Genomic DNA, 24,252 nt, shown 5'->3' on the forward strand with positions numbered 1-24,252 from the left:
TATATATAATTAATTATTAAACATTCTACTTATTAATGATCATGATGTTCTTCAACGGCCGACCCAAAATATAGAGCGGACAACATCGTAAAAATATAGGCCTGTAAGGCCGCTACCAACAACTCCAACAAAGCAAGTGCAAATGCCAAACCAAATGACAATGGACTTCCAATCCAGTTTTTGAAGATAAACATCATTCCCAAAATACTCATCAAGACCACGTGACCTGCAGTAATGTTCGCATACAAACGAATCATTAAGGAAAATGGCTTAATCAAAGTTCCCAAAAGTTCAATCGGAGCCAAGACGATCTTCATAAAGACAGGGACATCCGGCATCCAAAAAATATGCTTCCAGTAATTCTTATTGGCGGTAAACGTAGTTATCAAATAGGTAATGATGGCCAAAGCAAAAGTAACCGCGATATTGTTGGTAACATTTACCCCTAGCGGAGTAAGCCCTAAAAGGTTAATGATCCATATAAAGAAAAACACCGTTAACAAATAACTCATGTATTTCTTATAATGCTTCTTCCCGATATTTGGGATAGCAATATCATCACGTATATAAAGAATAATAGGCTCCAACATACGCCCTATGCCCTTTGGCATGGAATTGGTTTTATAAGACCTGGCCATTCTTGCGAATAAGAATAACATCAATGCAGCTACTAAAAATATAAACACCACATTTTTGGTAATGGAAAAATCCAATGGTTTAGCATTGGTAGCATGATGGGCATCATCGTAATTGATCGTCCCTTCGACATCGGTCTTTACAATTTTACCATGATATAGAGCATAATAATTTCCATCTACTTCTGCCACGGATTCCCCATGGTTAAATTTAGACGAAGAGAACGTTTTTAAGCCATTATCCCATAAAATAACCGGCAGTGGAAAACCAACATGCTCATTATTTTCCTCATCTATGGTAAAAAGAGTGAAATCGTGGGAATCCAACAAGTGATGTCCAATAAATTCCTTGATTTCGGTTTTTAGGCTTCCTTTTTCTTCGCTGGATGAATGGTCCTTTTCCTGTGCGAAAGCATTGGTACCCAGAAGAAGTGTAACAACTAAAAGAACTTTAACGTAAAATGGTTTTTGCATATCGCTTAAAATATCGGTCTCAAAAAATCCGTGCAAATGTACGCTTTTATCTCAAAAAGAAAAAAGCATTAAACGGTTTATTTTAGACCATAATTTAAAAGCAGTCCGGAAAACAAAATTGAAGCTAACTATTTAGCATTCTGGCAGTAAATAATGTTTCCAAAAGAAGGCATACGAAATAAGGAACAAAAAAAGAGGTAAACTCTAAGGATTCCATGTTGCCGTCGGCATTATAGTAGGGATAAAAAGCGATAAAGAAAAATAAAAACTTGAGCATACTACCGCCTAGAAAAAGAAATCCAATTTGATCTCTATATTTAACCCGAAACCAGTAAAGGGCAGAAAATATAATCAAGGCCAGCACCACATTTAACATATAAGCCAAAACGATCATATGATCGAACAAGGCAAAACCAAATAAATAAAGGACCAAGATATGAAGGCAAAAAACCAAAAGGCTCAAAAATACCAAGGATAAGTAAAAAGTAAAAAGAAATTTATGCTTGGACATTAATACTTTATGCGTTTCAATTGCTGTAAAACCAAATATATTGCAATGGCAACTCCCAATAGAGTTAGCACAATAAGAAAGGTCTTGGACTCCATTTCAAAATAGTCGTCCAACCATTTACCTCCCTTGGCCGAAAAAAAGATAATTCCCCCCATTTCCAAAGCAATACCAGACAGCAAGGCGGCATTTTTTAAACCGTTGTTATTTTTAGGAGGCTTTTGCTGGCTCATTATTGCTTACTGAATGTTTTGTTGGACTATTTAAGGAGCTTTTGCCCTCTTTCCCCTTCATTGTACAGGCCGCGTTAAAAGTTGCACCAGGTTCAACCGCTAATTTGGATACTGTTACCGTGCCCTCTATAACCGCAGAGGACTTTAGGGATAAAAGATCTGAAACGATCAACTCTCCATTAAAATTACCCTCAATATCGGCATTTACACACTCCACTTTACCATGAATATAACCATCGATACCGATGACCACTTTTCCTGAAGTTTTTACATTGCCGTCCAATTTTCCATCAATCCTAAAATCCGCTTCAGAGACTATGTCGCCTTTGATTCTAGTATTTTTTTCAATTCTGTTGGGTTGTCCGCCTAATTCTGTCATAACACGAGGTTTTTTGTTATCTGAAAACATTTTGTTAAGGTTTTGGGGTTTATTGCTGAGCTTTATAAGCTGCTATATTCTTATGTACTTGTATTATTTTATAGTTGTTAGATAAAATTACGAAATTCTCATCACCGATCCGGTAATCCTTGTTGTTTTTTATCAATTCGGCGTAACCTAAGGCAAAGTCCTTGGATTTAAAACCATGAACCACCACAAATTGATCTTCAAGATTATAGATGTCTTTTGAAACCTTGTTCTTATATTTAAGGTCCTCTATAGATTTCTCCAAAAGTTCTTTAAGCCTTAGAGCTTTTTTATCCTCCCTGATTTTAAGAGGAAAGACCACTTTCCAATTTCCTGAACCTGTAGAACCGGTTTCTAAAGAGAAAACTTTGGGCTCCAACTTGGGCAATTGTTCCGCTACCATGGTCTGGGCTTTTTTCCCCTCTGGATTGTTGGGATAGTTGAGGGCCACATAATTTAATGCTTCCTTAAAATCCTCAAATCCCTGTAACCTACCAATAGCATTTGCCTTTAGCATTTCAAATTTTGGAACAATGGGATCACCGGTATAGGTACTAATATTTTCCTCGGCCCCTGTAATAACTTGTAAAAACTCCTGGTCTTGGAACAGTCTATACAAGCGCTTATACTTGGCATCAGGGCTATCCGAGCTTCCAGCCAACACGGCCTGTGGGTTTAGAAGGATTTCCGCATATCTGGATTCGGGATGGTTCTTAATAATATCATACCTCATGTCCGTTGCCAAAGAACTACCTGATTCTTCGTATATCTTGTAAAGATTGTATTTTGATGGAATTATCAACCTTTCTTCCGGGTTGGATCTTAAAACACTCTCTAATTTGCCTGCAGCTAATACATTCTCCTTAAATTTTTCTTTATAGATCAAGCCTAATTGATAATTGGCAAAGTTGCGTTCAGATTTTAAACTGTCGATTACCTTTGCTTCTGTAGGTATTTGATCTAAATAAAATTCAACACTATATTTTTGATCCTCTCCTATGGCTGCAACGTTCTTAACTCCGGAATCTGCCAAATTACCCCCACTTACTTCAAGATTTTGCGATTTAACTTTATTGGACCATCGCCAATCGTCCTCTAAATTTCGCTTCCCCCATCTAGTTTTAAAATCGTTCTTGCCATATCCCAATGCTGTTATATTATAAAAATAAAACTTGCCCTTGTTTTCCTTGCCTCCCTTGCTTTTACTAAAGGCTGCAAAACCTGCATTGGCCATACTTTCTTCCTTCTTTTTTTCTTTCTCGGCAACTTCCTTTAATTGGGCAATATGATCCTCAAAATACTTCACCCTATCCTCAATTGAAAACTCATAAAGGGTAATTACGCTATCTGTGTATTGGGCTACCTCTTCATACTTTATAACATCTTCCAAATTGTCCAGCTTCTTTTTAACCGCTCTAAACTTTTTGGTATTCTCATTTAAATTTTGCAACACGCTATCATAATATGCTCCGGAAGCCTTATAACCGTTCTGGTCAAAATTATAGATTGCCAGATTTTCATAGTTCAAAGCGTTCAATTGTGGCATATTCTGAGTTGCACGAATGGATTTATTGTAATAAACCAAGGCCAGACTATCGGATTTAGTGGCCAAATGAAATTCAGCCACCTGACGATATATTTTATTCAAGAAAGGTCTGTTTTCCCTATTTTCTTCCAATTCCGTAAGGTATTCATACAATTCCTCCCTATTATCATCGGTAAGTTCGGTGTTCTGAATCTTTTGCAGATGGGCATTGATCATATACACCCTCGGCGATTTCCTGTTTAGGGCAATTACCTTGTCAAATGCATAATTGGCACTGTCCTTATGTCCCAACTGATTGAACAATTGACCAATAATATACAAATAGCGACCTTTTTCGGGATTCTTTTTAGTGTAGACCGAAGCAATTTTTAATTGCTGAATGGCCGTATCCTGTATTTTAAGGTTGATGTAAGCCTGACCCATCATGGCACGGGTATCGGCATATTCTTGATTGCTTAAACGCTCCTGTTTTATTAAACGCTTTAAGTTCCTAAGAGCGAGTTCCTCATTTTCCAAACGAATATTTACCTTCTCCCTCCAAATCGTTGCTTCATTCAACTTATCGCTCTGTGTATATTTATTAAGGATATAATTGAAGGATTCTAAAGCCGGCATATAGCGTTGATCAAAATACCTGGCCTTCCCCAACAATAAAAAAGCTTCATCGGTCTGTGGGTTGCGCTCTTCATCCTTAATGTCCATACTGTGTTTTTGTATGGCTTTGGTGGCCTTTTCCTCGGCAATAAGAAAATTTGGGTTATTGTCTTCAGAATCCAATTTTATATCTTCAGTGACTTCCAGCCGCTCTACGGGCAATATTTCCCAGTAGTTATCCTGATAAACGGCATTAAGGCCCTCTCGCCCTTCCTCAAAGGCAATATTACCATTATACAAGGTATTGTACTTGGTATTTAGGGCGTGCCAATTACGGTTTAATAGTGCGTCTTTCTTGGTGGAACAGGCATTAAAAACCAATCCTCCAAAAACAACTGAAAATATAAGTCTATTGTGAAGCTTCAAAATTCTATGTATTCGTACGTATCCTAAACTTAAAAACAACCAAATTATTATGCAGTTAGTCGATAAAAATTAGATTATGTCTAGTTGACGTAACATTCCGGACCTACTCCAAGAAATGGGCAGAAGTAAAAAGTTGTCAAAAAAGAATATATATCCATGCTATTCCTAAAATTTGCTCTAGCCAATATTACTGGATATTGATAACATTATAGAAATAGTTAAAGTCTGCTAAAGCCATAGAGGGATTTATCCCCCAAAAAAAACCTCCAACTCTTTTAAGGTTTCCTTGGAGGTCTGGATATCCTTCACCAACTCCCCTTTACTGAGCACCACAATTCGTTCACAAACCTCGGTAACATGTATTAGGTCATGACTGGACACCAAAACGGTCACCTCTTTACTGACGGCCAAATCCTTTATAATTCCCTTTAGCCTAATTTGGGTAGTAGGGTCTAAATTGGCAAAGGGTTCATCCAAAATAATCACCTCTGGATCACCAATAAATACGGCAACAATTCCAACTTTTTTTTGATTTCCTTTGGATAGGTCCCTCAGGTATTTTTTCTGGCCCAAGATTTCCCCATGAAAAAAATCTTCGAACCCAGCCAACATATTGTCTACATCCGCCTTGTTCTGGCCACGTAGTTCCCCAATAAAATAAAAGTATTCCTCAGGCGTCAAATACCCGATCAAAAAGGTCTCATCAATAAAGGCCGAGGTAAAAGGTTTCCAAGCCTCGCTCGCATCTACCTGCACCCCGTTATTAATGATATGCCCAGTACTTGGCTGGATTAAGTCGAGCAAGAGACTAAAGAATGTCGTCTTACCCGCCCCATTATTTCCTACTAAACCAAAGCTCTGTCCTTTGGGAATTTCCAAATTTTCTATATTCAGTACTATGGATTCACCGTACTTTTTTGTTAAATTTTGGACTGTAATCATAGTTATTTTTATTTTTATGATTTTTGTTTATAGGCAGCAATGGTCTTATATTTTTCCTTCTTGTAGATGGCCTCTATCATAGCAAACACTTTATTCCTAAATCCGAATCCAATAATACCTGCCATCCCCACAAAAATATAACCCGCGGTTGGACTAATTAAATAATGCCCAAGGGCATAAACCCCCATGGGTAAAATTAATTTGGGCAAGGTCAACAATAAGGTTTTTGAATTAAACGCCTGCTTATCCCCAAACGCCTTTTTATTGGATGATAAATCGATGGGTGTTTTAATATAGGCCCCGCCCCATAAAACCAAATAGGAATTAACCCCAATATTGTAAATAGCCCCTACTATGACCGCCAAATAAGCATCCCATCCAAAATAAATATAAAAGGAAGCCAAAATGGTACTTAGGACAGTAGCTATGATTATCAAATACCATTTGGAGTTTAAGTATTCCCTATACCTAATATTTTGGCTCATCATTAGAGGATAGTACGCGCTATCCCAACTAGGTACAAACTGACCGAAACTAAACAAGAACCCTCCAGAAATAAAAATCCCCGCAAATACCTTCCATACCGGTCCATCATAGGCCTCTATACCACCCGTAAAGAAGAGAAATCCATAGAAAATAAAGAAAAAGCTCATGATTACGGAGGTTTTGGATCGCTTGTTCCTTCTAATTAATTTTATATCGTTCTTTAAAAATGTTCCCAAATTTCCAAAACGGTTCAGCCAGGCATAGTCCTCTGTCTTGGCCAAAGATTTCTTTCCGGCCAGTCCGGCATCCAGATACATATGTCTTTTAAAATAAATATAGGCCGATGAAGCAAGTGCTATCAACAATCCCCATGTCAAAAAAGCTATCCAAGGCAGCTCATAAAGCGCATTAAATAATGGGGAGGTATACACGGTGATATTGAAAAGTTCATAATACTGACATACGCCCAAAACTAGAACTACTCCAAGAAGGGCATAAAAAACATTGTCCTTATTGTTGACCAATACATTTATGAAATTATTACAATAAAACAGTGCCATGATGCCCAAATGCCAACCAATGACTCCTATGGGCGAGTAACCCTCTACCAAAAGGACTATAGAAAAGGGTACAAAGAAAAAAGCATGCGACCAATTAAAAAAGGAAACTACCGTTTTCCCCAAGGAGTAAGCCACCACCTGACTTTTTTTTACAGGGAGATACAGCAAGGGCTTAATATTGGTAATCGGCATTTTCTGCAACATGTACCTTATGTATAGATCCCCCATCAAATAATAAATCATAAACTGATTAACGACGGTAAGTGGATCTCCCCAACCTTGCTTTTCAATGATATAAAAAGCCCCTATTCCTAAGCCAAGGAATACAGCCATAAAATAGAGGGCCCCAAAAATCATAAAAATTTTAATGGCAAGATTGGCTTTAAAAGAGGCTGACCTAAAAAAAGATTTCCATTCAAGCGTTAGAAAGTGCTTTAACATGCTATTAGATAGTTATTTCTCTTGAATTAGTCCCGAAATTAGGGTATTTGTTACAAACCCCTTGTATTTTTTTCGATTCCCGTTTTAAATCCTGCTTGCTTTGTTTAATTTTGCACCAAAGATTTAATATGTCCCATTTTCATTCCCTTACGGTTCAAAAAATTAAGCCGCTTACACCGAGCTCAGTTGCAATTACTTTTGCCATTCCGAAAGAATTGATACAGACCTTTGCATTTACAGCAGGGCAATATATCACCATTAAAAAGGAAATAAAGGGTAAGGAATTGCGCAGGGCCTATTCTATAAGTTCCTCTCCCAAATGTGATGGTATCACCATTGGGGTTAAAAAAGTAGATAAGGGTGGCTTTTCAGATTTTGCACACAACAAACTAAAGGCAGGGGATGTATTAGACGTAATGCCGCCAGAAGGCCGATTTGTTTTTAAACCTTCTCCAAGCGCCAAAAATGTGGTGGCCTTTGCTGCTGGTAGTGGTATTACTCCGATTATGAGTATTGCAAAAACCGTATTGGAGTCCAATTCCAAGAACAATTTTGTACTGGTTTATGGGAATAAATCCTATAAGGAGACCATGTTCTATACAGATTTGGTGAAGCTTCAATTGGAATACACCAATAGATTTCATGTCTATTTTATTTTGAGTCAGATCCAAGAAGACGAATCTATTTTTGGACGTATTGAGGCTTCAACGATAAATTATGTGCTAAAAAACAAACATAAAAATCTTGATTTTAACGATTACTATTTATGTGGTCCCGAGGCAATGATCCAGTTAGTAACCGAAAACTTAAAAGACAAGGGCATCCCAGAAGATAGAATCCATTTCGAACTATTCACCTCAACGGAGATCAAAGATGAACTTCCAGAAAAACTGGAGGGGAAAACTCAACTAAAGGTAATTGTGGATGATGAAGAATTTTCTATATCCATGGACAAAGGTACCTTGGTGCTTGATGCCGTTTTAAAGGAAAACATAGATGCCCCCTATTCTTGCCAAGGCGGAGTATGTAGCAGTTGTATCGCACGGATTAAAGAAGGAAAAGCAGATATGGTAAAAAACCAGATACTGACGGATAGTGAAATAGCCGAAGGCTTGATTTTAACTTGTCAGGCGCATCCAACCACACCTACCCTAACAGTGGATTATGACGATGTTTAAATAGAGAAAATCTTCTCACAATATATCTGGGAACTTGAAGTAGGCAATGGGTAAAATTAAAAATTCTAGACGTAAGTAAATTATAAAAGTTTTTAAAGAGCTGTTCAATTAAAAGCCGTGTGGTATTAACAGACCTTCGCTTAACGCTTTACTTAAATACCTACAAAAGAAAAATAAATACAAGTTCTTACAAATTTAAGATACACCAAAAGTTTGCTGGATTACTCTTACCGCATGCTTATAGCCGATTATATACGCTTTTTCAATTCCCTTTTTATCCAATATACCAATAAGTTCAAGGGCTTTGGGTTCAAATATTAGGTCGCATTGCTCAACTTTGTTTCTATTATTGGCGTAAATCATCAAAGAGGTGGTCCGGTTTGCCAATTGATAAGATGATTTTATACTCTCTCTGGATATTTCCTTTATTCCGGAAACGTTACTTCCAATTATATAGTCTGAAGTATTGGCAACCTCGTCATAAGGAAAGTTGTTCATAATACCGCCATCCGCATATAACCGTCCCTTAATTTCTACAGGACTAAAAACTGGAGGTAATGCAGCAGAGGCCAACAGCGGTTTAATTAATTCCCCTTCAGAAAATATTCTTTCCTCCCCTTTTTGGAGATCAGTAGCTACCACATAGAGCTTGCGTTGCAAGGACTCAAAAGAATTATCCGGAAAATATCTCGCTAAGAGGTCAAAATACCTTTCAGTATCCAAGAGTCCGGGTTTTAAAATCGTCATAAAATGATAACGGAAAAGAGGTGTTTCCTTAAAAAACTGTAGCATTTCTGCGACCGAGTTGCCATTAGCGTATAAGGCTCCTATCAGAGCCCCAACACTAGAGCCGGATACAGAATGTGTATTTATCCCAAATTCATTCAGCGCTTGAATCATTCCAATGTGCGCCATTCCTTTTACTCCGCCTCCGGACAATACCAGCCCAACCGATTTTGATTTAAATTCCGATAAATTCATTAAAGTCTAAGTTTATCAGATTTGATTAATTACATACAAATATCCGTTAGGATATAAACTCAAAATTACCCATAACCCATCGAACTTTGAAGATTAATTCAGAAAAACACATTGGTTTACAAACTACCTAGTTGGTAAACTCCATTTTGTCCTGTAGAAATGGTCTTTCGATAGCTTCTCATCGATCCCATATTTCCATTGGCCCGACTTTCTAAACCCCAACCCTTTTAATAATGGGTAAAAAACCGACTAAGCAGTATATTTCGTCTTACTTCTCAGTAATTTTTTAAACAGGAAGATGTTTAAGAATATAGTATTAAAAGTAAAAAAAGGATGTCTTTTTAATATTTTTATCCCGCTGGTTTCCATTAACTATTAGCTAGAAAAGCAATACAACTAAAACTTCCCGCGAGATTAGTTTTTAAGATTGTAACAAAAAAACTAGAAAAATAACCGGAATAAAATAAATGGCTATGGTTCTTGCTCCGTCATAATCTTTGGCTATTCGCTGTCCTAGGAGCAACATTAATAACGCAAGACAAGCCAAAATAGCTCCCGCCATGGCTATTGTACTATCCCCGGAGACGCAAAGCATATAAAACCCTATGGAACAAAGTATACCTGCAATTGTTTCCGTGACCAACACAGTTCCCAATAACAGAGGTACCATATTCTTAAAAGGAGTTTGGGAAAAATGCCCTTTTAACCATTCCAAATTACCCTTCCAATCCAGGATTTTATCCAATGCACTTTGAAGAAAAGTTATTATTACAAATAGAAGTAAAAGTAATTCCGTGGGATATGTCGATAAGTGGACCATAGTATATATTTTAAGTTAGTGTCTTTAGGCTGCTTTTTTATGCAGTAAGCGCGTTAATTTAATGGATAGATCCATCAGTATAAGTTTGGAATTACCATTTCTTTCAATATGATAAATGGCATCCTCCAATTCTTTCACTATTAAAACAATATTGTTCTCATGCACGAAAGGTGCAAATTTTTCCAATTGAAAACCCTCGACATGAATCCTCATAAATGCCAATTCGCGCGTGTTGTAGTTAATTAAAAGGGCTTGCCTCATGACAGACATACAATAATTCAAGAATTTTTTTTGTGTTTCCCTACCCGTTTTGGCCACCACTTCACTCCAAGAAATAAGATCATGAATTGCTGCTTTGTTACCCTTGGCCTTAAAGGCACTTCGTACCCATTGCACAAACCACTTCTCAAATACCAAATCCTCAGAATCGTTATTCATGAAATCCAACGCCTTATTGAAATTACCATTGGCTTCATGTGATATCCTAAGGGCATCCTCCTGGGATACCCCCTTCTCTATTAGTGCCTTAGAAATAGCTTCTTCGGCCAAGGGAGGGAAATGCAATATTTGGCAACGGGATCTAATAGTCTGTATTATTTGTTCCTCGTCTTCTGCAATTAAAATCAATACCGTTTTATCCGGCGGTTCCTCTATCAACTTTAAAAGTTTATTGGCTGTAGCCGTATTCATTTTTTCGGCCATCCAAATTATCAGGGCCTTATACCCGCCTTCATACGATTTTAAAGAAAGCTTTTTAACCACATCCAGTGCTTCGTCCACACCAATCTGCCCCTGTTTATTATCAATCCCTAGTAATTTATACCAATCGAAAAGATTCCCATAGGGTTGTTCCTTTATAAATAGGCGCCATTCTTCCAAATAATGATCACTTACAGCGTGACTTTTAACTTTGTCCGAATTGGCTACCGGAAATGCAAAATGAACGTCTGGATGAGCCAAAGAGTTAAATTTTGTATTGCAGGCAGCATTACCATTAATGTTTTCACCATCACTGTTCCCACAAAGCAAATACTGAACATAACACAAGGCCATAGGCAATGTACCACAGCCTTCCGGCCCTACAAATAGTTGTGCATGAGGAATACGACCCGCATCCGCACTGGAAACTAAATGATTTTTTATATGGGAAAGTCCTAAAATATCCTTGAATAACATGGTCCAAATATAGCGGTTTTTATCTAAAACTAATTGTTGAAAAGGCATTGGAAAATATATAGATCAACATCGTTTTCTTTACCAATAGCAACATTATATTCAATCTGACTTTCATCCATTTATAAAATAAAATTCCAATTCATAATATGAACCACGTAAATAATTGGAACAGTCTCTTTATTCACTACCTATAAATCTTTACATTTGTCATTCTCTAAAACCAAAGGGCTAATGAAAACCATCAACGATTTTAATTTTAAAGGTAAAAAAGCATTAATAAGAGTAGATTTTAATGTTCCATTGGACGCGGATTTTAATGTAACCGACGATAATAGAATTGAAGCTGCAAAACCCACCATAATAAAAATATTGGAAGATGGCGGAAGTGCCGTGTTAATGAGCCATTTAGGAAGACCAGACGGAAAAGTAAATCCCGATCTATCTTTAAAACATATCTGTAACAAGGCATCGGAAGTGCTTGGGATAAGGGTAAAATTTGTTGAGGAAAGTACTGGACCCATTGCGGAAAAAGCAGTGGCCGAATTAAAGAGTGGCGAAGTGCTATTATTAGAAAACCTCAGATTTCACGCTGAAGAAGAAAAAGGAGATAAAAATTTCGCAGAGCAATTATCCAAATTAGGGGACATTTATGTAAATGATGCCTTTGGAACCGCGCACAGAGCACATGCCTCCACAACCATAGTTGCTCAATTTTTTCCAGAAAAAAAATGTTTTGGATTCTTGTTGGCCAAAGAAATAGAAGCCATAGAGAAAGTTATGCGAACAGGTGAAAAACCTGTGACCGCTATCTTGGGAGGGGCAAAAGTCTCCTCAAAAATTACGATTATCGAAAATATTCTTGATAAGGTAGACCATCTTATTATTGGTGGCGGAATGACATATACCTTTGTAAAAGCCAAAGGCGGTAAGGTTGGAGATTCTATCTGTGAAGATGACAAAATGGAGTTAGCCTTGGAAATACTTACCTTAGCCAAGAAAAAAGGAGTAGAAGTACATATCCCTGTGGACGTTTTGGCTGCAGACGATTTTAGCAACAATGCAAAAACTAAGGTGGTCAATTCAGACGAAATTCCAGATGGTTGGCAAGGTTTGGATGCAGGTCCTAAAACCTTGGAAATCTTTAAGGAAGTAATTTTAAAATCGAAAACCATTCTATGGAATGGCCCAATAGGAGTTTTTGAAATGGAAAACTTTGCAAAGGGAACTATTGCAATTGGCAATTTTATTGATGAAGCAACTCAAAAAGGAGCCTTTTCATTAGTGGGTGGTGGTGATTCGGTAGCCGCCGTTAAGCAATTCGGTTTCGAAAACAAAGTAAGTTATGTTTCCACTGGTGGAGGGGCCATGTTAGAAAGCCTCGAGGGCAAAACACTGCCGGGAATAGCAGCAATATTGGCATAAAAATACCGTTACATAGTATGGGTTATTTAATTTTGATTGGCTTGTAAAAATTAAGTTTTAAGTTTTAGAAAAAAATCACGATTTTCGTTTGCCCCGCTTAAAAAAACAAACCTTATGAATACATCCAAAAATATATTATTGGGCGTTTTATCTATAGGTTTCTTGGTTACAGGCGTAGCACAGGAAATAGATTCAATTCCCGCCAATAAACTTGGCCTTGACATTATAAAAGCAAAGGAAATTCCGGCGGATACCACTGCTATGGATATGGAGGGTGCGGAGCAGATGGAATCCATGGAAGCCGTGGATGATATTCAGGACAATCCCTTGGTATTAATAAAAGGTCAAAAGAAATATGATTTAAAAGATTATCCAGAGGTTGCCAAGTTTGACAGTCTATGGATGAAGGAATTGTACGACAGCTCCTCACTTTTTGATTCCATTTATCAGGACATTACTGCTCTTGAAATAGATTCGGTTTATCGTTTTAATGTAGACACAGATACCTTAAAGGCGAGATTGGAAATCTTGAACCAAAAAACACCCTTTAATATTGTTTACAATCCTTCTTTGGAGAATGTAATACGCTATTTTCTAACCCGAAAAAGGGATATGATGAGCAGGATGTTGACCATAAGCCAATTCTATTTCCCTTTGTTTGAACAGGAACTGGACAACCAAAATGTACCCTTGGAACTTAAATATTTGGCAATTGTTGAATCGGCCCTGAATCCAAGGGCACGTTCTAGGGTAGGAGCTACCGGTCTTTGGCAATTTATGTACAGTACCGGTAAAATGTACGACTTGGATGTGAGCAGTTATGTAGACGAACGAAGTGATCCAATAAATTCGACCAAGGCCGCAAGTATGTACCTTAAAAAACTCCACGGCATTTTTAATGATTGGGATTTGGCCTTAGCGGCATATAATTCCGGGCCTGGAAACGTTAACAAGGCTATTAGAAGATCGGGCGGATACAAAAACTACTGGAATATTAGAAGAAACCTGCCAAGGGAGACTGCCGGATATGTCCCTGCATTTTTAGCTACCATGTATATTTTTGAATATGCGGAAGAACATGGGTTTACTACTCAAGTTGCGGAACGTCCTTACTTTGAGACGGATACTGTACACGTGAAGAGCACGATTACTTTTAATCAAATTTCGGAATTGGTAGATGTTAGCGAGGAAGAGTTGCAGTTTTTGAATCCGGCATATAAATTAAAGGTAATACCTTATGTTAAGAATAAGAATTATGCACTTCGCCTTCCTGTAGATGCATTGGGCAAATTTGTCGCCAACGAGGCCGCTATATATGCCCATGTGGAAAATCAATTAGAATCCAAGGAAGAGCCCTTACCACAAATTGTACAGTCGCAAGATCAGATTAGATACAAGGTTCGGAGTGGCGATTTTCTAGGAAAAATTGCCGAAAGATATGGCGTTGGTGTTAGTCAGATTAAAAGTTGGAACGGACTAAGAAGCAATAACCTTAGAATTGGACAAAGGTTGACTATTTATCCAAGAAAAATTCCTTCAACGACAACCTCAACAAAGACAAGTACCACCTCAACAAATTCAGTAGCTGCAGCAGGTACCAAGGTGCATACGGTTAAAAGCGGAGACTCCCTTTGGACCATTTCTAAAAAATATCCTGGAATTAGTATAGATAATTTACGAAAATGGAACGGTATTAGTGGTAATGACATAAAACCGGGCACAAAGTTAAAATTGTGCGATTGTTCTTCGTAAATAAATAACTATATGAAAAAAATTGGCGCAATAGCATTATTTATTTCTTTGATTATTGTCTCCTGTGGAGAAAATGAGAAAAAGAAATACGTTCCAGAATCAATTGGTGCAATAAATTCATTATCCGTTGTAATGGAAAATGAGTTGTGGGAAGGAAAAGTTGGAGACCAAGTAAGACAGTATTTTGCGGCACCTGTTTTAGGTCTTTCCTGGGAAGAGCCCCTCTTTACCATTAACCAAATGCCCCCAAAAGTCTTTTCCGGATCAGTTTTACAAACACGATCTGTTCTTTTTGTTGCCAAGGATACTTTGAGTCTTGCCCATATTAAGACGGATGTCTACGCCACTCCTCAAAAAGTGGGTGTTATTAAAGGAACTACAGACGAGGAAATTATTTCAAATTTGGATGCCAAGGCCGAGGAAATTATTGAAGCTTTTAAGGAGGTTGAAATCCAAGAATCTCAAAAGCGCTTTTTAAAATCGCTGAGCAAGGAAACTGTATTGAACGACAAATTGGGCATTACCTTGTCGTTGCCCTCCATTTACAAGGTAGGAAAACAGGAAAATAATTTTATTTGGATCGATAGACAAATTCAAAAAGGTAGTATGAATATTATTGCCTACGATATCCCAAATGACTATTTTAAAAACGACTCTACCTTTGTTAAGAATATTGTTACTATGAGGGATTCTATTGGAAAACAATATATTCCAGGTCCTGATGTCCCTGGGAAAACAACTTATATGATGACCGAAAAAGCCTTTGCCCCTTATGTTTTTCCTGTGGATATTTCGGACAGAAAGGCGGTTGAAGTTAGAGGAATATGGGAAATAAGTGGTTATCCTATGGCGGGACCATTTCTTACCTATATTATAAATGACGATAAAAATAACAGGAAGGTAATCATAGAAGGGTTTGTATTTGCTCCTGCTACTGAAAAAAGAGACGATATGTTCCAGTTAGAAGCCATTTTAAAAACAGTGAAGTTCAAGGATATTAAATAATATCATCCACGAAAATAAAAATTACAGATAGGGCCACTACGGGCCCTATTTTTTTTGACCCTAACATACCGTAGTTAAATGGATAAATGCGCGTTAAACTTTAAAATAACAGCCCTGGCTACCCTATCATTATTATATTGGTAATATTTAATATCATGTTAACCAAAATTTCAAAAATCAGTGATTAAGACATTATATATTTTATAACCGTTGGGAAGATTCAACTATCACTTTTAGGAAATAAAAATTTCTAAGAATTATCAATAGCAAAAAATGAAAGATAATAAAAAAACGCCCAATTGGGCGTTTTTTAGTTTTGGTTGGTTTTTGGTTTAATCAAAGGCGTAGCCTGTGGTAATTCTGAATACAAAAGCATAGAGTACAATCAAGATACTGGCAAAACAAAACCAGCTCATTGCCTTAAAATAGGATTTAACAAATACATGGCCCATGTTTCTAAATGCTTCTAAATAAATCTCTCGAATTAATTGAACGTTTTTCATGATTTTTGGTTTGGTTATTTCGTGGGTTATAATACTTATATAACTCAAAATCTGATGGTTAGGTATTTCATCGGACTTTTTTGTTGTAAATAGCCCTTAGCATGTTGTGAAAATTAGTTTGGCCAATAATCATAAGTGATAATTTGGATACCAATAACCTTATAGACCTAACCTTAGGACCAATATTTTGTTCAAGGATCCTAAAGGTTACTTCTTATTATATTGAATGGTTATCATGTAACCTCCCACCCTCCTGCCCAACTGAATTATTCTCTTAAGGGTATATTAGATGAACCCGTTCTGGCATAAAAAAAACCGCCCTTTCATTATAAGAAAGGCGGTTTTAACTTTAGTAATTATGTGTATATTATAATATTACATCTTTACAATAATAAACTCTGATCGTCTGTTAAGTTCGTGTTTTTCCCTACTACAACGCACGCCATTTCCACATTCATTAATCAAACGTTCTTCACCATATCCGATGGCACTTTCAATGCGGTCTGCAGAAATACCTTTAGAAATAAGATATGCTCTTGAGGACTTTGCCCTTTTGTCCGATAAATATTTGTTGTAAACGTCTGGACCTCGGGAATCGGTATGGGACTCAATTTTAATTACCATATCATGGTACTCCGTCATCACTTGTACCAATTTATCAAGCTCTAAAGATGCGTCCTTCCTTATGTACGATTTATCAAAATCGAAGAAAATCATATCTGTTTTAAGCTTTTTTATACCGTCCTCAATCACTATGAGCTCTTTTAGCTTCTTCATGGTAATATCCACATTAACTACCTCATTTTCTTTGGTTTCAGCCGTTACCAAGTTTTCAAAGAATTCGTTCTTAGTGGTCTTAATAGCGTATTTGGTGTTAGAATCCAAATCTTCAAACACAAAGGAACCGTCATCTTCCGTAACCATTTCCTTCAATTTAATATTATTTTCATCCAATAGGGTCACCAATGATTTCGGCATTAGGTCCCCTGTAATCAATTCCGTAACTACCCCAGATATGGCATTCTTTACCACCTCTTCCAATACTAGCCTTTCAAACGAATAAATATCATCATCTCCTTTACCGCCACGTCTGTTGGAAGCAAAATATCCTTTTTGGTTTTCTTCATTAACGATATATGAAAAATCATCCTTATTACTGTTAATAGGCTGTCCCATATTAACCACTTCCTTGAATCCTTTTTCATCATATGCAACCTCATATACATCCAAACCACCAAGTCCTACATGGCCATTGGAAGCGAAGTACAACTTCTTATCATTAATAAATGGAAACATTTCCTTTTGTTCCGTATTTATTTCTGGTCCCAGGTTCTTAGGCTCGGAATAATTTCCATCTCCCAAAACATCAACAACAAAAATATCAGTCTCGCCAATTGTTCCGGGCATATCTGATACAAAATACAACTTCTTACCATCTGGGCTCAAAGCGGGATGCCCCGTGGAATATTCATCACTGTTAAAAGGGACTTCCTCAGCATCAGTCCATTCACCATCAATTCTATTTGAGGTATAAATTTTTAAGTGATTAACACCGTTCTTAGACCTCTTTAATTTTTTGCCATAATTGTTTCTAGTGAAAAACATGGTTGAATTGTCTGGAGTAAAAGCCACCGATGCTTCATGATACTTAGAATTTATTTTTTTTGAAAACCTGATTGCCTCTTTAAGGTCTTGGGATTCCTTATTGATCTTTGACACGTAAAGGTCCAGATAGGGTTGATTATTCCACTTATACCGTCTGGTATTAAATATAGATGAGTCTTTTGCGGATGCAAATACTATCTCATCCTCATTGTAAAACATTGGTGAAAATTCTGAATACTTGGTATTTATAGCTAGATTTTTAAGTCCAAATTTAAGCTCAGCGCTAAGGATCTTATCCAACACCGACTCTTTTTTGCCCGGATTGAAATCCACTTTAGAACCTACATTACCATTCTTGACCTCTTTATCATAAAGACGCATCATTCTTTTAGATTTGGCATACTTGCCAGTGCCCTTCAGGGTATGGGCATATTTAAAAATTTGATCAGGGGAAACTTCGTTCTCATATCTTTCAAATACAATATTGTAATAGTAATAGGCTTTCGCCATGTTCGTATTGTAATAATAGGCATCTCCTGCTTTTTGAAGAATTTCCAAGGAATAATTGTTGGCATCCTTTTTTATGGCTTCTTCATATAATTCAGCGGCCTCCGCATACCACATTTTGTCAAAATATTGATCTGCTTTTTGAATGAGTCTTGCCGCATTGGGGTTTCCCTTTTCCTTTGATCTATTTTCCTTTTGGCTAGTACTTTTCAGTGCACTTTCCTCTACAGGACTAAGCATATCATAGGTAACCTCATCAATAGATAACCCTTCCTTGAGCGAAGACTCCTTGTCCTTAGTGGAGGGCCTTTCCTCCTGTTCTGGCTGTTGAATAGCTTTCGGATAATCTTTTAGGTCTTTAGTGGAGAAGTTGTCATTCGTAGAGATAGGAGTCGAAAAATTTGAAGCAGAGTTATTTCCTTCTATCTCAATTTTTTTTGTTTTACCGCTATTATCTATATTCATTAGCCAAATAGAATCCGTATAGGTCCCGTTCAATTTAGAATTACAGGCGGCAATAGCCTTATCCAAGTCATCATACATCCCCAAATAAACATAATTGAGACCATTACTTGCATTACTTATGTAACCAGCAGCAAAACCCTCCCCCTTTAATTTTTGGGCCAGCTTTTGAGCATTGTCTAAATCGGAAAATACACCTGAAACTATATAAAAACCTTCATCCGCCCCCTTAAGATTATTAAAGGTCCTACTTTTAATACGGTTGGCCGTAGCCTTCTTTTTAAAGGTTTCCGGGGTAATGGTATTGCCAAAGGTCCATGTGGAACTGGACTTGCTATTAGCACTTATATCTATATCCGAAAATCGTTCATCCATATTGGAGGGAACGTTTTTCCTAATTCCGTGGGCACTGCCAATAATAGCAAGAAAGAGCAAGCAGGCTGTTAGAAGTTGTTTCATTGTTGTATAATTAAAAAAATCTAGGGCTCTATTTTCAATAGTTCCCAGTATCTGCAAAGGTCAAGAATTAACTTCCTAATCAAATCCACAAATACCTTATATTTTATTACCAACGCTAAAACTAGATCTGTTAGTGCCGTAAAAAAATTATTTGTTGTGAATGCACTGTTTTTATTGGTGTAACCCCAATAAAAAACAATGTATTAAACATTTAGCATGAAAGGAAGTCGTGTAAAGTGAAGTGATATCCCCAAAGAAATCGCGGTGAATTTAAATAATTCCATTCTCAAATATTCTTTTAGAAGGCACACAACAAAGCCATTTTGAACCAGTGAAATGGATTGAAATGTTTTCAATATAATTAAAATGCCAATTGGCAAATGGTTCTATATTGTATTGTTTTAATCTTATTAAAAAAGTAAAAGTGAGATGCAGTTATTACAACTTCCGGCCTGTGTATAAATAGTAAAGATAATAGCCTCCTAAAATATAGAACGGGTATAAACCAAAAAACATCTACACAGTGGTAGATGTCTTTTGTATATAACGTAACTATTCTATTTTTCCTTTTTCTCCTCTAATTTATCGTCATCCTTGGAAGCATCTTTAAATTCTTTGATGCCGCTTCCCAATCCACGCATCAATTCAGGAATTTTCTTTCCTCCAAATAATAATAAGACTATCGCCACAACCAAGGCTATTTGCATTGGACCAATGACTAAAAATGTGTTTAAAGTTATCATAGTATGATGATTTAAGAGTAACAAAGGTACTAAAAAAGATGTTAAAATGCTGTTAATTTTGACCTCTAAAATATATTTTAATTATTCTAAATTAGAATATATTTTGTTAATAGATACTTTTGCAGTGATATAAGTGTTGAAAATCAAATTTAATAATAAAGGAATTAAATTTAAATACTAACCTTATCTTTGTTTATTATGGCCAAAAAGGTAAAGAAAAGAAAAGAAATTAAGCAGAAACTTTTACATAAGTATCGCCTGGTGATTTTGAACGAAAGTACTTTTGAGGAAAAACTTTCATTTAAATTAAGTAGAATGAATGTTTTTGTCACAGGATCCCTTTTCATAATTGCATTGATAGGTTTCACCATATTATTAATAGCATTTACACCCTTAAGGGAATATATTCCTGGATATTCTTCCACTAAACTAAAGCGACAGGCTACCGAACTCACCTACAGGACAGATTCCCTTGTTGCAACCCTGAATTATACCAACAGGTATCTAGATAACATAAGAAAGGTTTTGCGGGGCGATATAGAAAATAACGAAATCAACAGGGATTCCCTATTCGAGCAATATAAGCTAGATCCATCCACTATAGATTTAACCCCAATAAAAGAAGATTCCCTATTAAGGGCACAAGTGGCTTTAGAAGATAAATATAATTTATTCGAAAGAAACATTAATAATCCTGGTCAAGTACTTTTTTCTCCTTTAAGCGGTACCTTGTCCCAGGGATTTGATGCGCAAAACAAACATTTTGCCGTAGATGTCGTGGCACCTAAGGACAGCCCGATCAAAGCTGTAGCCAATGGTACTGTAGTTTTTGCGGAATGGACTGCAGAAACGGGTAACGTTATTATCCTTGAACATGTGGATGGCCTTTTAAGTGTTTACAAGCATAACGGAGCACTAAACAAAAGCCAAGGCGATGTAGTTAGATCAGGAGAGGTAATTGCATCAGTCGGGAATACCGGTGAGTTAACCACAGGGCCCCATCTACACTTTGAGCTTTGGAGCAACGGCAGCCCTATCAATCCACTGGATTTTATAGATTTTAAATAAAATTAGATGAGTTTAAAATCATTTGCAGCAAAAATATTTGCCCAGAATATCGCCAGACAAACTTCTAAGTGGGTTAATAAACCCATTGAAACGCAAGAAGCAGTTTTCAATTCGCTCATCGCTAGAGCAAAACAAACCAACTTTGGCAAGGACCACCATTTCTCGAAGATACAGACCCATAGCGACTTTGTAGAAAATGTTCCCATTAGGGATTATGAGGAATTAAAGGGATACGTAGAGAAAGTGGTTGCCGGTGAAAAAGATATACTTTGGCCGGGTAAGCCTGCCTATTTTGCCAAAACTTCAGGTACTACATCTGGTGTAAAATATATACCCATTACACATGAATCTATAAAATACCAAATAGAAGCTTCGCGAAATGCCATTCTTAATTACATTCACGAAACGGGAAATGCTGATTTTGTAGATGGGAAAATGATATTTCTTCAGGGAAGTCCTGAAATGAAGGAAAAAAACGGGATCAAAATTGGTAGATTATCAGGAATATCTGCCCATTATGTCCCCAACTACCTCCAAAAAAACCGATTACCCAGTTGGGAAACCAATTGTTTGGAAGATTGGGACACGAAAGTGAATAAAATTGTGGCTGAAACGGTCAACGAAAACATGACGGTTATTGCGGGAATACCTTCATGGGTTCAAATGTATTTTGAGAAGCTAAACATTAAAACAGATAAAAAAGTTGGAAATCTTTTCAAAGATTTCCAACTTTTTATTTATGGTGGGGTCAATTACGAACCTTATCGGGCAAAGTTTGAAAATCTCATCGGGCGAAGGGTAGACAGCATAGAACTATTTCCGGCTAGTGAGGGGTTTTTCGCCTACCAAAATTCGCAAAAAGAAAAGGGAATGCTCCTATTATTGAATTCCGGTATCTTTTATGAGTTTGTCAAGGCTGATGAATTCTTTGTCAAAAACCCCAAACGGATTACCCTAAAGGAAGTAGAACTAGGAGTTAATTATGTTATGATCATTTCTACCAATGCAGGATTATGGGGATATAATTTAGGAGATACCGTTCAGTTTATTTCATTAAAACCCTTTAAAATCATCGTCTCCGGTAGAATAAAACATTTTATTTCCGCATTTGGGGAGCACGTTATTGGAAAAGAAGTGGAAGAGGCTATGCAACAGGCCATAGAGGGCACCGATGCTAGGATAAACGAATTTACCGTAGCACCGCAGATTAATCCGGAGATTAACGAACTTCCATACCACGAATGGCTGATCGAATTTGAAAACCCCCCATCGGATATCAAGAAATTTATCCACATATTGGACAACTCCCTTCAGAGGCAGAATAGTTACTATTTCGACTTAATCGAAGGAAACATACTTCAAACACTCAAAATTTCGCAAATTAAAACTGGAGGTTTTCAGGATTATATGCAATCTATCGGAAAACTAGGAGGTCAAAATAAAGTTCAAAGATTATCCAATGATCGAAAAGTAGCGGATATCTTAAGAAGTAAGTTCATGAAATAAATTAGAGATTGCATTCGACAAAAAAGTCTAATTTTAATACATAAGCTCCTAAAAGGTAATAGAGAAAAATCCCTCACGGAGAAAATAAACAATTTAAATTGTAGTTTTGCACGAAATCTGCTTATGAGTAAATCCGTTAACACGACTAGGGCACAAGATTCCACCAATGCCATTGAGCGCTTGTATATTACAATGCGACATCTCTTCAATCGTGGTTTTTACAAGCCTTCTGGTGTTTCCGGAGCTGCACTAAGACAGTCTCTATTACAACTACGTCCAGAAATCTATGGCTCCATCGCCGATGAAAAAGCCGAGCTAAACGGGCTAATGTATGTTTTGGAAAGATTGCCGGAAGGCATAGAACAATGCCGGTTTATAAACTTAACTTCGGATGAAGGATATGCCGGTTCCCAGTTTAAACCCATTATTCCACCAAAAAGACGCAGAAACTGTTATAGGATCGATGATGAACAGATGAATATTGAAATCACCAGAGGTAGATCCGATATTTATGACATACTTACCCATCTCACTTTTTTATTTATTGAATCGGAAAAGCTCAGTAAAAAAGTGCTTATAGAAGATACGGATAAAACGGTTAGGGACTGGGTGAAATTGGTTGAGGCGGCCCAAAAGGAGGAACTTTCCCAATTGGAAAGAGAGGTTGCTTTGATTCATGTAGCTAATATATTGGGGAGGCCGTTTATAGAAATTATGGCGGTTCACAAGCAGTTATCCACCACTACTCAACCAGAACGCTTTTTAAAAATCATCTATTGGTTGGGCAAGCTGGCCATTGAGGAAGAAACAACGGGAAATAAAAGGGCTATTACTTTTAGTCCCATGTTGCGTGAACGTTTGGGACATCATATTCATGGGGAACGTTGGGCCAATAGGATAAAGGAATCATTGATGGAGAATAGCCTTTTAGACCGCCCCATCCACATTATAAGTGCCAATATGCACAGTGTAATGAATTCTTTGTTTGCTCAAAAGGCACTTTCAAAATCGTTCAAGTCCAAAACAAAATTAGAATTATTTGAAGCTTTAAGCATTCCCAAAAATTCTAGTTTAAGAGAAAAAGTCAGTGCCCATGCTAAAAAGAATGGGATGATCTCTATTGATGACGTTTCCGGAACCAATATAGATGTCCAAATTTTTGATATGTCGAGATTGGGTACAGGAACCTGTTGCTATGAATTGGCCACGAATTGCCCGGAAAGTGAAAAACCTGTTATCTTTGTAATGGATTACGCCTTTGGGGAACAGGCCTACGAAACGATTGATGAATTATTAAAACCCTATAGGGTCAAAAAAAACCAAGAGGTATTTTTGAATGTAACGTCAATCACAATAATGGGGAAAGCAGGAATTTTGGAGGGTGGAAAAGGGGACATCATGATTCCGGATGCCCATATTTTTGAAGGAACGGCGGACAATTACCCATTTGTAAATGAATTAAGTAAGGAAGATTTCGAAGGCAACGGACTTAAGGTGCTTCAGGGAGCAATGGTAACCGTTTTGGGTACCTCCTTACAGAATAGGGACGTCCTTAAATTCTTCCATGAATCCACTTGGAATGTTATCGGATTGGAAATGGAGGGTGTGCATTATCAAAAAGCCATACAGTCCGCTTCCAAGATCAGAAAAAGTATACGGGAAGACGTTAAAGTACGATATGCCTATTACGCCTCTGATAATCCCTTGGAAACCGGGAGTACATTAGCCTCGGGAGGTTTGGGTACTACGGGGGTGAAACCCACTTATTTGATTACGGACAAAATACTAACACAAATATTTAATTCTTAAATTAA

The 24,252-nt window shown here is 37.1% G+C and carries 20 protein-coding genes; 7 read left to right on the plus strand and 13 right to left on the minus strand.

Annotated elements, in window-relative coordinates:
- Positions 1-32: 32 nt before the first annotated feature.
- The 7 genes from atpB to CWD90_RS12060 all read right to left on the minus strand — a co-directional run bounded on the left by atpB (position 33) and on the right by CWD90_RS12060 (position 7,251).
- Positions 33-1,109: a F0F1 ATP synthase subunit A gene (gene atpB, locus CWD90_RS12030; RefSeq protein ID WP_103476313.1), complete on the minus strand. Its 1,077-nt coding sequence runs from the start codon at positions 1,107-1,109 to the stop codon at positions 33-35.
- A 124-nt stretch (positions 1,110-1,233) separates the two neighbouring features.
- Entirely contained in the window at positions 1,234-1,620 is a 387-nt protein-coding gene (locus tag CWD90_RS12035) for a DUF6168 family protein (RefSeq protein WP_103476314.1), read from the minus strand.
- Positions 1,620-1,850, minus strand: coding sequence for an AtpZ/AtpI family protein (locus tag CWD90_RS12040; RefSeq protein WP_103476315.1), 231 nt, complete (start codon positions 1,848-1,850; stop codon positions 1,620-1,622). The genes CWD90_RS12035 and CWD90_RS12040 overlap by 1 nt, the downstream gene beginning before the upstream one ends.
- Positions 1,828-2,259 (minus strand): bactofilin family protein, encoded by a 432-nt coding sequence (locus CWD90_RS12045; RefSeq protein WP_103476316.1) that lies wholly within the window; start codon positions 2,257-2,259, stop codon positions 1,828-1,830. Before CWD90_RS12045 ends, CWD90_RS12040 begins: the two co-directional genes overlap by 23 nt.
- A 19-nt stretch (positions 2,260-2,278) precedes the next feature.
- Positions 2,279-4,822, minus strand: a complete 2,544-nt coding sequence (gene porW, locus CWD90_RS12050; RefSeq protein ID WP_103476317.1) for a type IX secretion system periplasmic lipoprotein PorW/SprE — start codon at positions 4,820-4,822, stop codon at positions 2,279-2,281.
- A 246-nt stretch (positions 4,823-5,068) separates the two neighbouring features.
- Positions 5,069-5,764, minus strand: a complete 696-nt coding sequence (locus tag CWD90_RS12055) for an ABC transporter ATP-binding protein (RefSeq protein WP_103476318.1) — start codon at positions 5,762-5,764, stop codon at positions 5,069-5,071.
- A 14-nt stretch (positions 5,765-5,778) separates the two neighbouring features.
- Entirely contained in the window at positions 5,779-7,251 is a 1,473-nt protein-coding gene (locus CWD90_RS12060; RefSeq protein WP_103476319.1) for a DUF5687 family protein, read from the minus strand.
- 128 nt (positions 7,252-7,379) lie between these two features.
- Between CWD90_RS12060 and CWD90_RS12065 the strand changes: the two genes are divergently transcribed.
- Positions 7,380-8,429 carry a ferredoxin--NADP reductase gene (locus CWD90_RS12065; protein ID WP_103476320.1) on the plus strand — a complete coding sequence of 350 codons (1,050 nt, stop codon included), beginning with the start codon at positions 7,380-7,382 and terminating at the stop codon, positions 8,427-8,429.
- Between the two features lie 195 nt (positions 8,430-8,624).
- On the opposite strand, the gene CWD90_RS12070 is transcribed toward CWD90_RS12065, so the two are convergent.
- The 3 genes from CWD90_RS12070 to CWD90_RS12080 form a co-directional block, all read right to left on the minus strand.
- On the minus strand, positions 8,625-9,410 hold the full coding sequence (locus CWD90_RS12070) for a patatin-like phospholipase family protein (RefSeq protein WP_103476321.1): 786 nt from the start codon (positions 9,408-9,410) through the stop codon (positions 8,625-8,627).
- Positions 9,411-9,831: 421 nt separating this feature from the next.
- On the minus strand, positions 9,832-10,230 hold the full coding sequence (locus CWD90_RS12075) for a DoxX family protein (RefSeq protein ID WP_103476322.1): 399 nt from the start codon (positions 10,228-10,230) through the stop codon (positions 9,832-9,834).
- A gap of 24 nt (positions 10,231-10,254) precedes the next feature.
- Positions 10,255-11,406, minus strand: coding sequence for a DNA polymerase III subunit (locus CWD90_RS12080; protein ID WP_103476346.1), 1,152 nt, complete (start codon positions 11,404-11,406; stop codon positions 10,255-10,257).
- Between the two features lie 231 nt (positions 11,407-11,637).
- Here CWD90_RS12080 and CWD90_RS12085 point away from each other — a divergent pair, with 231 nt between their 5' ends.
- The 3 genes from CWD90_RS12085 (at position 11,638) to CWD90_RS12095 (ending at position 15,585) form a co-directional block, all read left to right on the plus strand.
- Positions 11,638-12,828, plus strand: coding sequence for a phosphoglycerate kinase (locus CWD90_RS12085; protein WP_103476323.1), 1,191 nt, complete (start codon positions 11,638-11,640; stop codon positions 12,826-12,828).
- 114 nt (positions 12,829-12,942) lie between these two features.
- A complete protein-coding gene (locus tag CWD90_RS12090; protein ID WP_103476324.1) occupies positions 12,943-14,580 on the plus strand; it encodes a lytic transglycosylase domain-containing protein in 1,638 nt (545 codons plus the stop codon).
- Between the two features lie 12 nt (positions 14,581-14,592).
- Positions 14,593-15,585, plus strand: coding sequence for a DUF4837 family protein (locus tag CWD90_RS12095; protein WP_103476325.1), 993 nt, complete (start codon positions 14,593-14,595; stop codon positions 15,583-15,585).
- Positions 15,586-15,917: 332 nt separating this feature from the next.
- On the opposite strand, the gene CWD90_RS23220 is transcribed toward CWD90_RS12095, so the two are convergent.
- From CWD90_RS23220 to CWD90_RS12105, 3 genes are all read right to left on the minus strand, one after another.
- Positions 15,918-16,088, minus strand: coding sequence for a DUF6747 family protein (locus CWD90_RS23220; RefSeq protein ID WP_192878019.1), 171 nt, complete (start codon positions 16,086-16,088; stop codon positions 15,918-15,920).
- 375 nt (positions 16,089-16,463) lie between these two features.
- Complete coding sequence (locus CWD90_RS12100; RefSeq protein ID WP_103476326.1) at positions 16,464-19,121, minus strand: OmpA family protein; 2,658 nt, start codon at positions 19,119-19,121, stop codon at positions 16,464-16,466.
- Between the two features lie 557 nt (positions 19,122-19,678).
- The gene (locus tag CWD90_RS12105) at positions 19,679-19,864 is read right to left on the minus strand and encodes a Sec-independent protein translocase subunit TatA/TatB (protein WP_103476327.1); all 186 of its coding nucleotides are present in this window, start codon (positions 19,862-19,864) and stop codon (positions 19,679-19,681) included.
- A 198-nt stretch (positions 19,865-20,062) separates the two neighbouring features.
- Here CWD90_RS12105 and CWD90_RS12110 point away from each other — a divergent pair, with 198 nt between their 5' ends.
- From CWD90_RS12110 to CWD90_RS12120, 3 genes are all read left to right on the plus strand, one after another.
- The gene (locus CWD90_RS12110; protein WP_103476328.1) at positions 20,063-20,932 is read left to right on the plus strand and encodes a M23 family metallopeptidase; all 870 of its coding nucleotides are present in this window, start codon (positions 20,063-20,065) and stop codon (positions 20,930-20,932) included.
- A gap of 6 nt (positions 20,933-20,938) precedes the next feature.
- Positions 20,939-22,438 carry a GH3 auxin-responsive promoter family protein gene (locus CWD90_RS12115; RefSeq protein WP_103476329.1) on the plus strand — a complete coding sequence of 500 codons (1,500 nt, stop codon included), beginning with the start codon at positions 20,939-20,941 and terminating at the stop codon, positions 22,436-22,438.
- Between the two features lie 123 nt (positions 22,439-22,561).
- On the plus strand, positions 22,562-24,247 hold the full coding sequence (locus CWD90_RS12120) for a DUF6909 family protein (protein WP_103476330.1): 1,686 nt from the start codon (positions 22,562-22,564) through the stop codon (positions 24,245-24,247).
- The last annotated feature ends 5 nt before the right edge of the window (positions 24,248-24,252 follow it).

Origin of the sequence: Arenibacter catalasegens (genome assembly GCF_002909235.1) — a bacterium.
Classification (GTDB): domain Bacteria; phylum Bacteroidota; class Bacteroidia; order Flavobacteriales; family Flavobacteriaceae; genus Arenibacter; species Arenibacter catalasegens.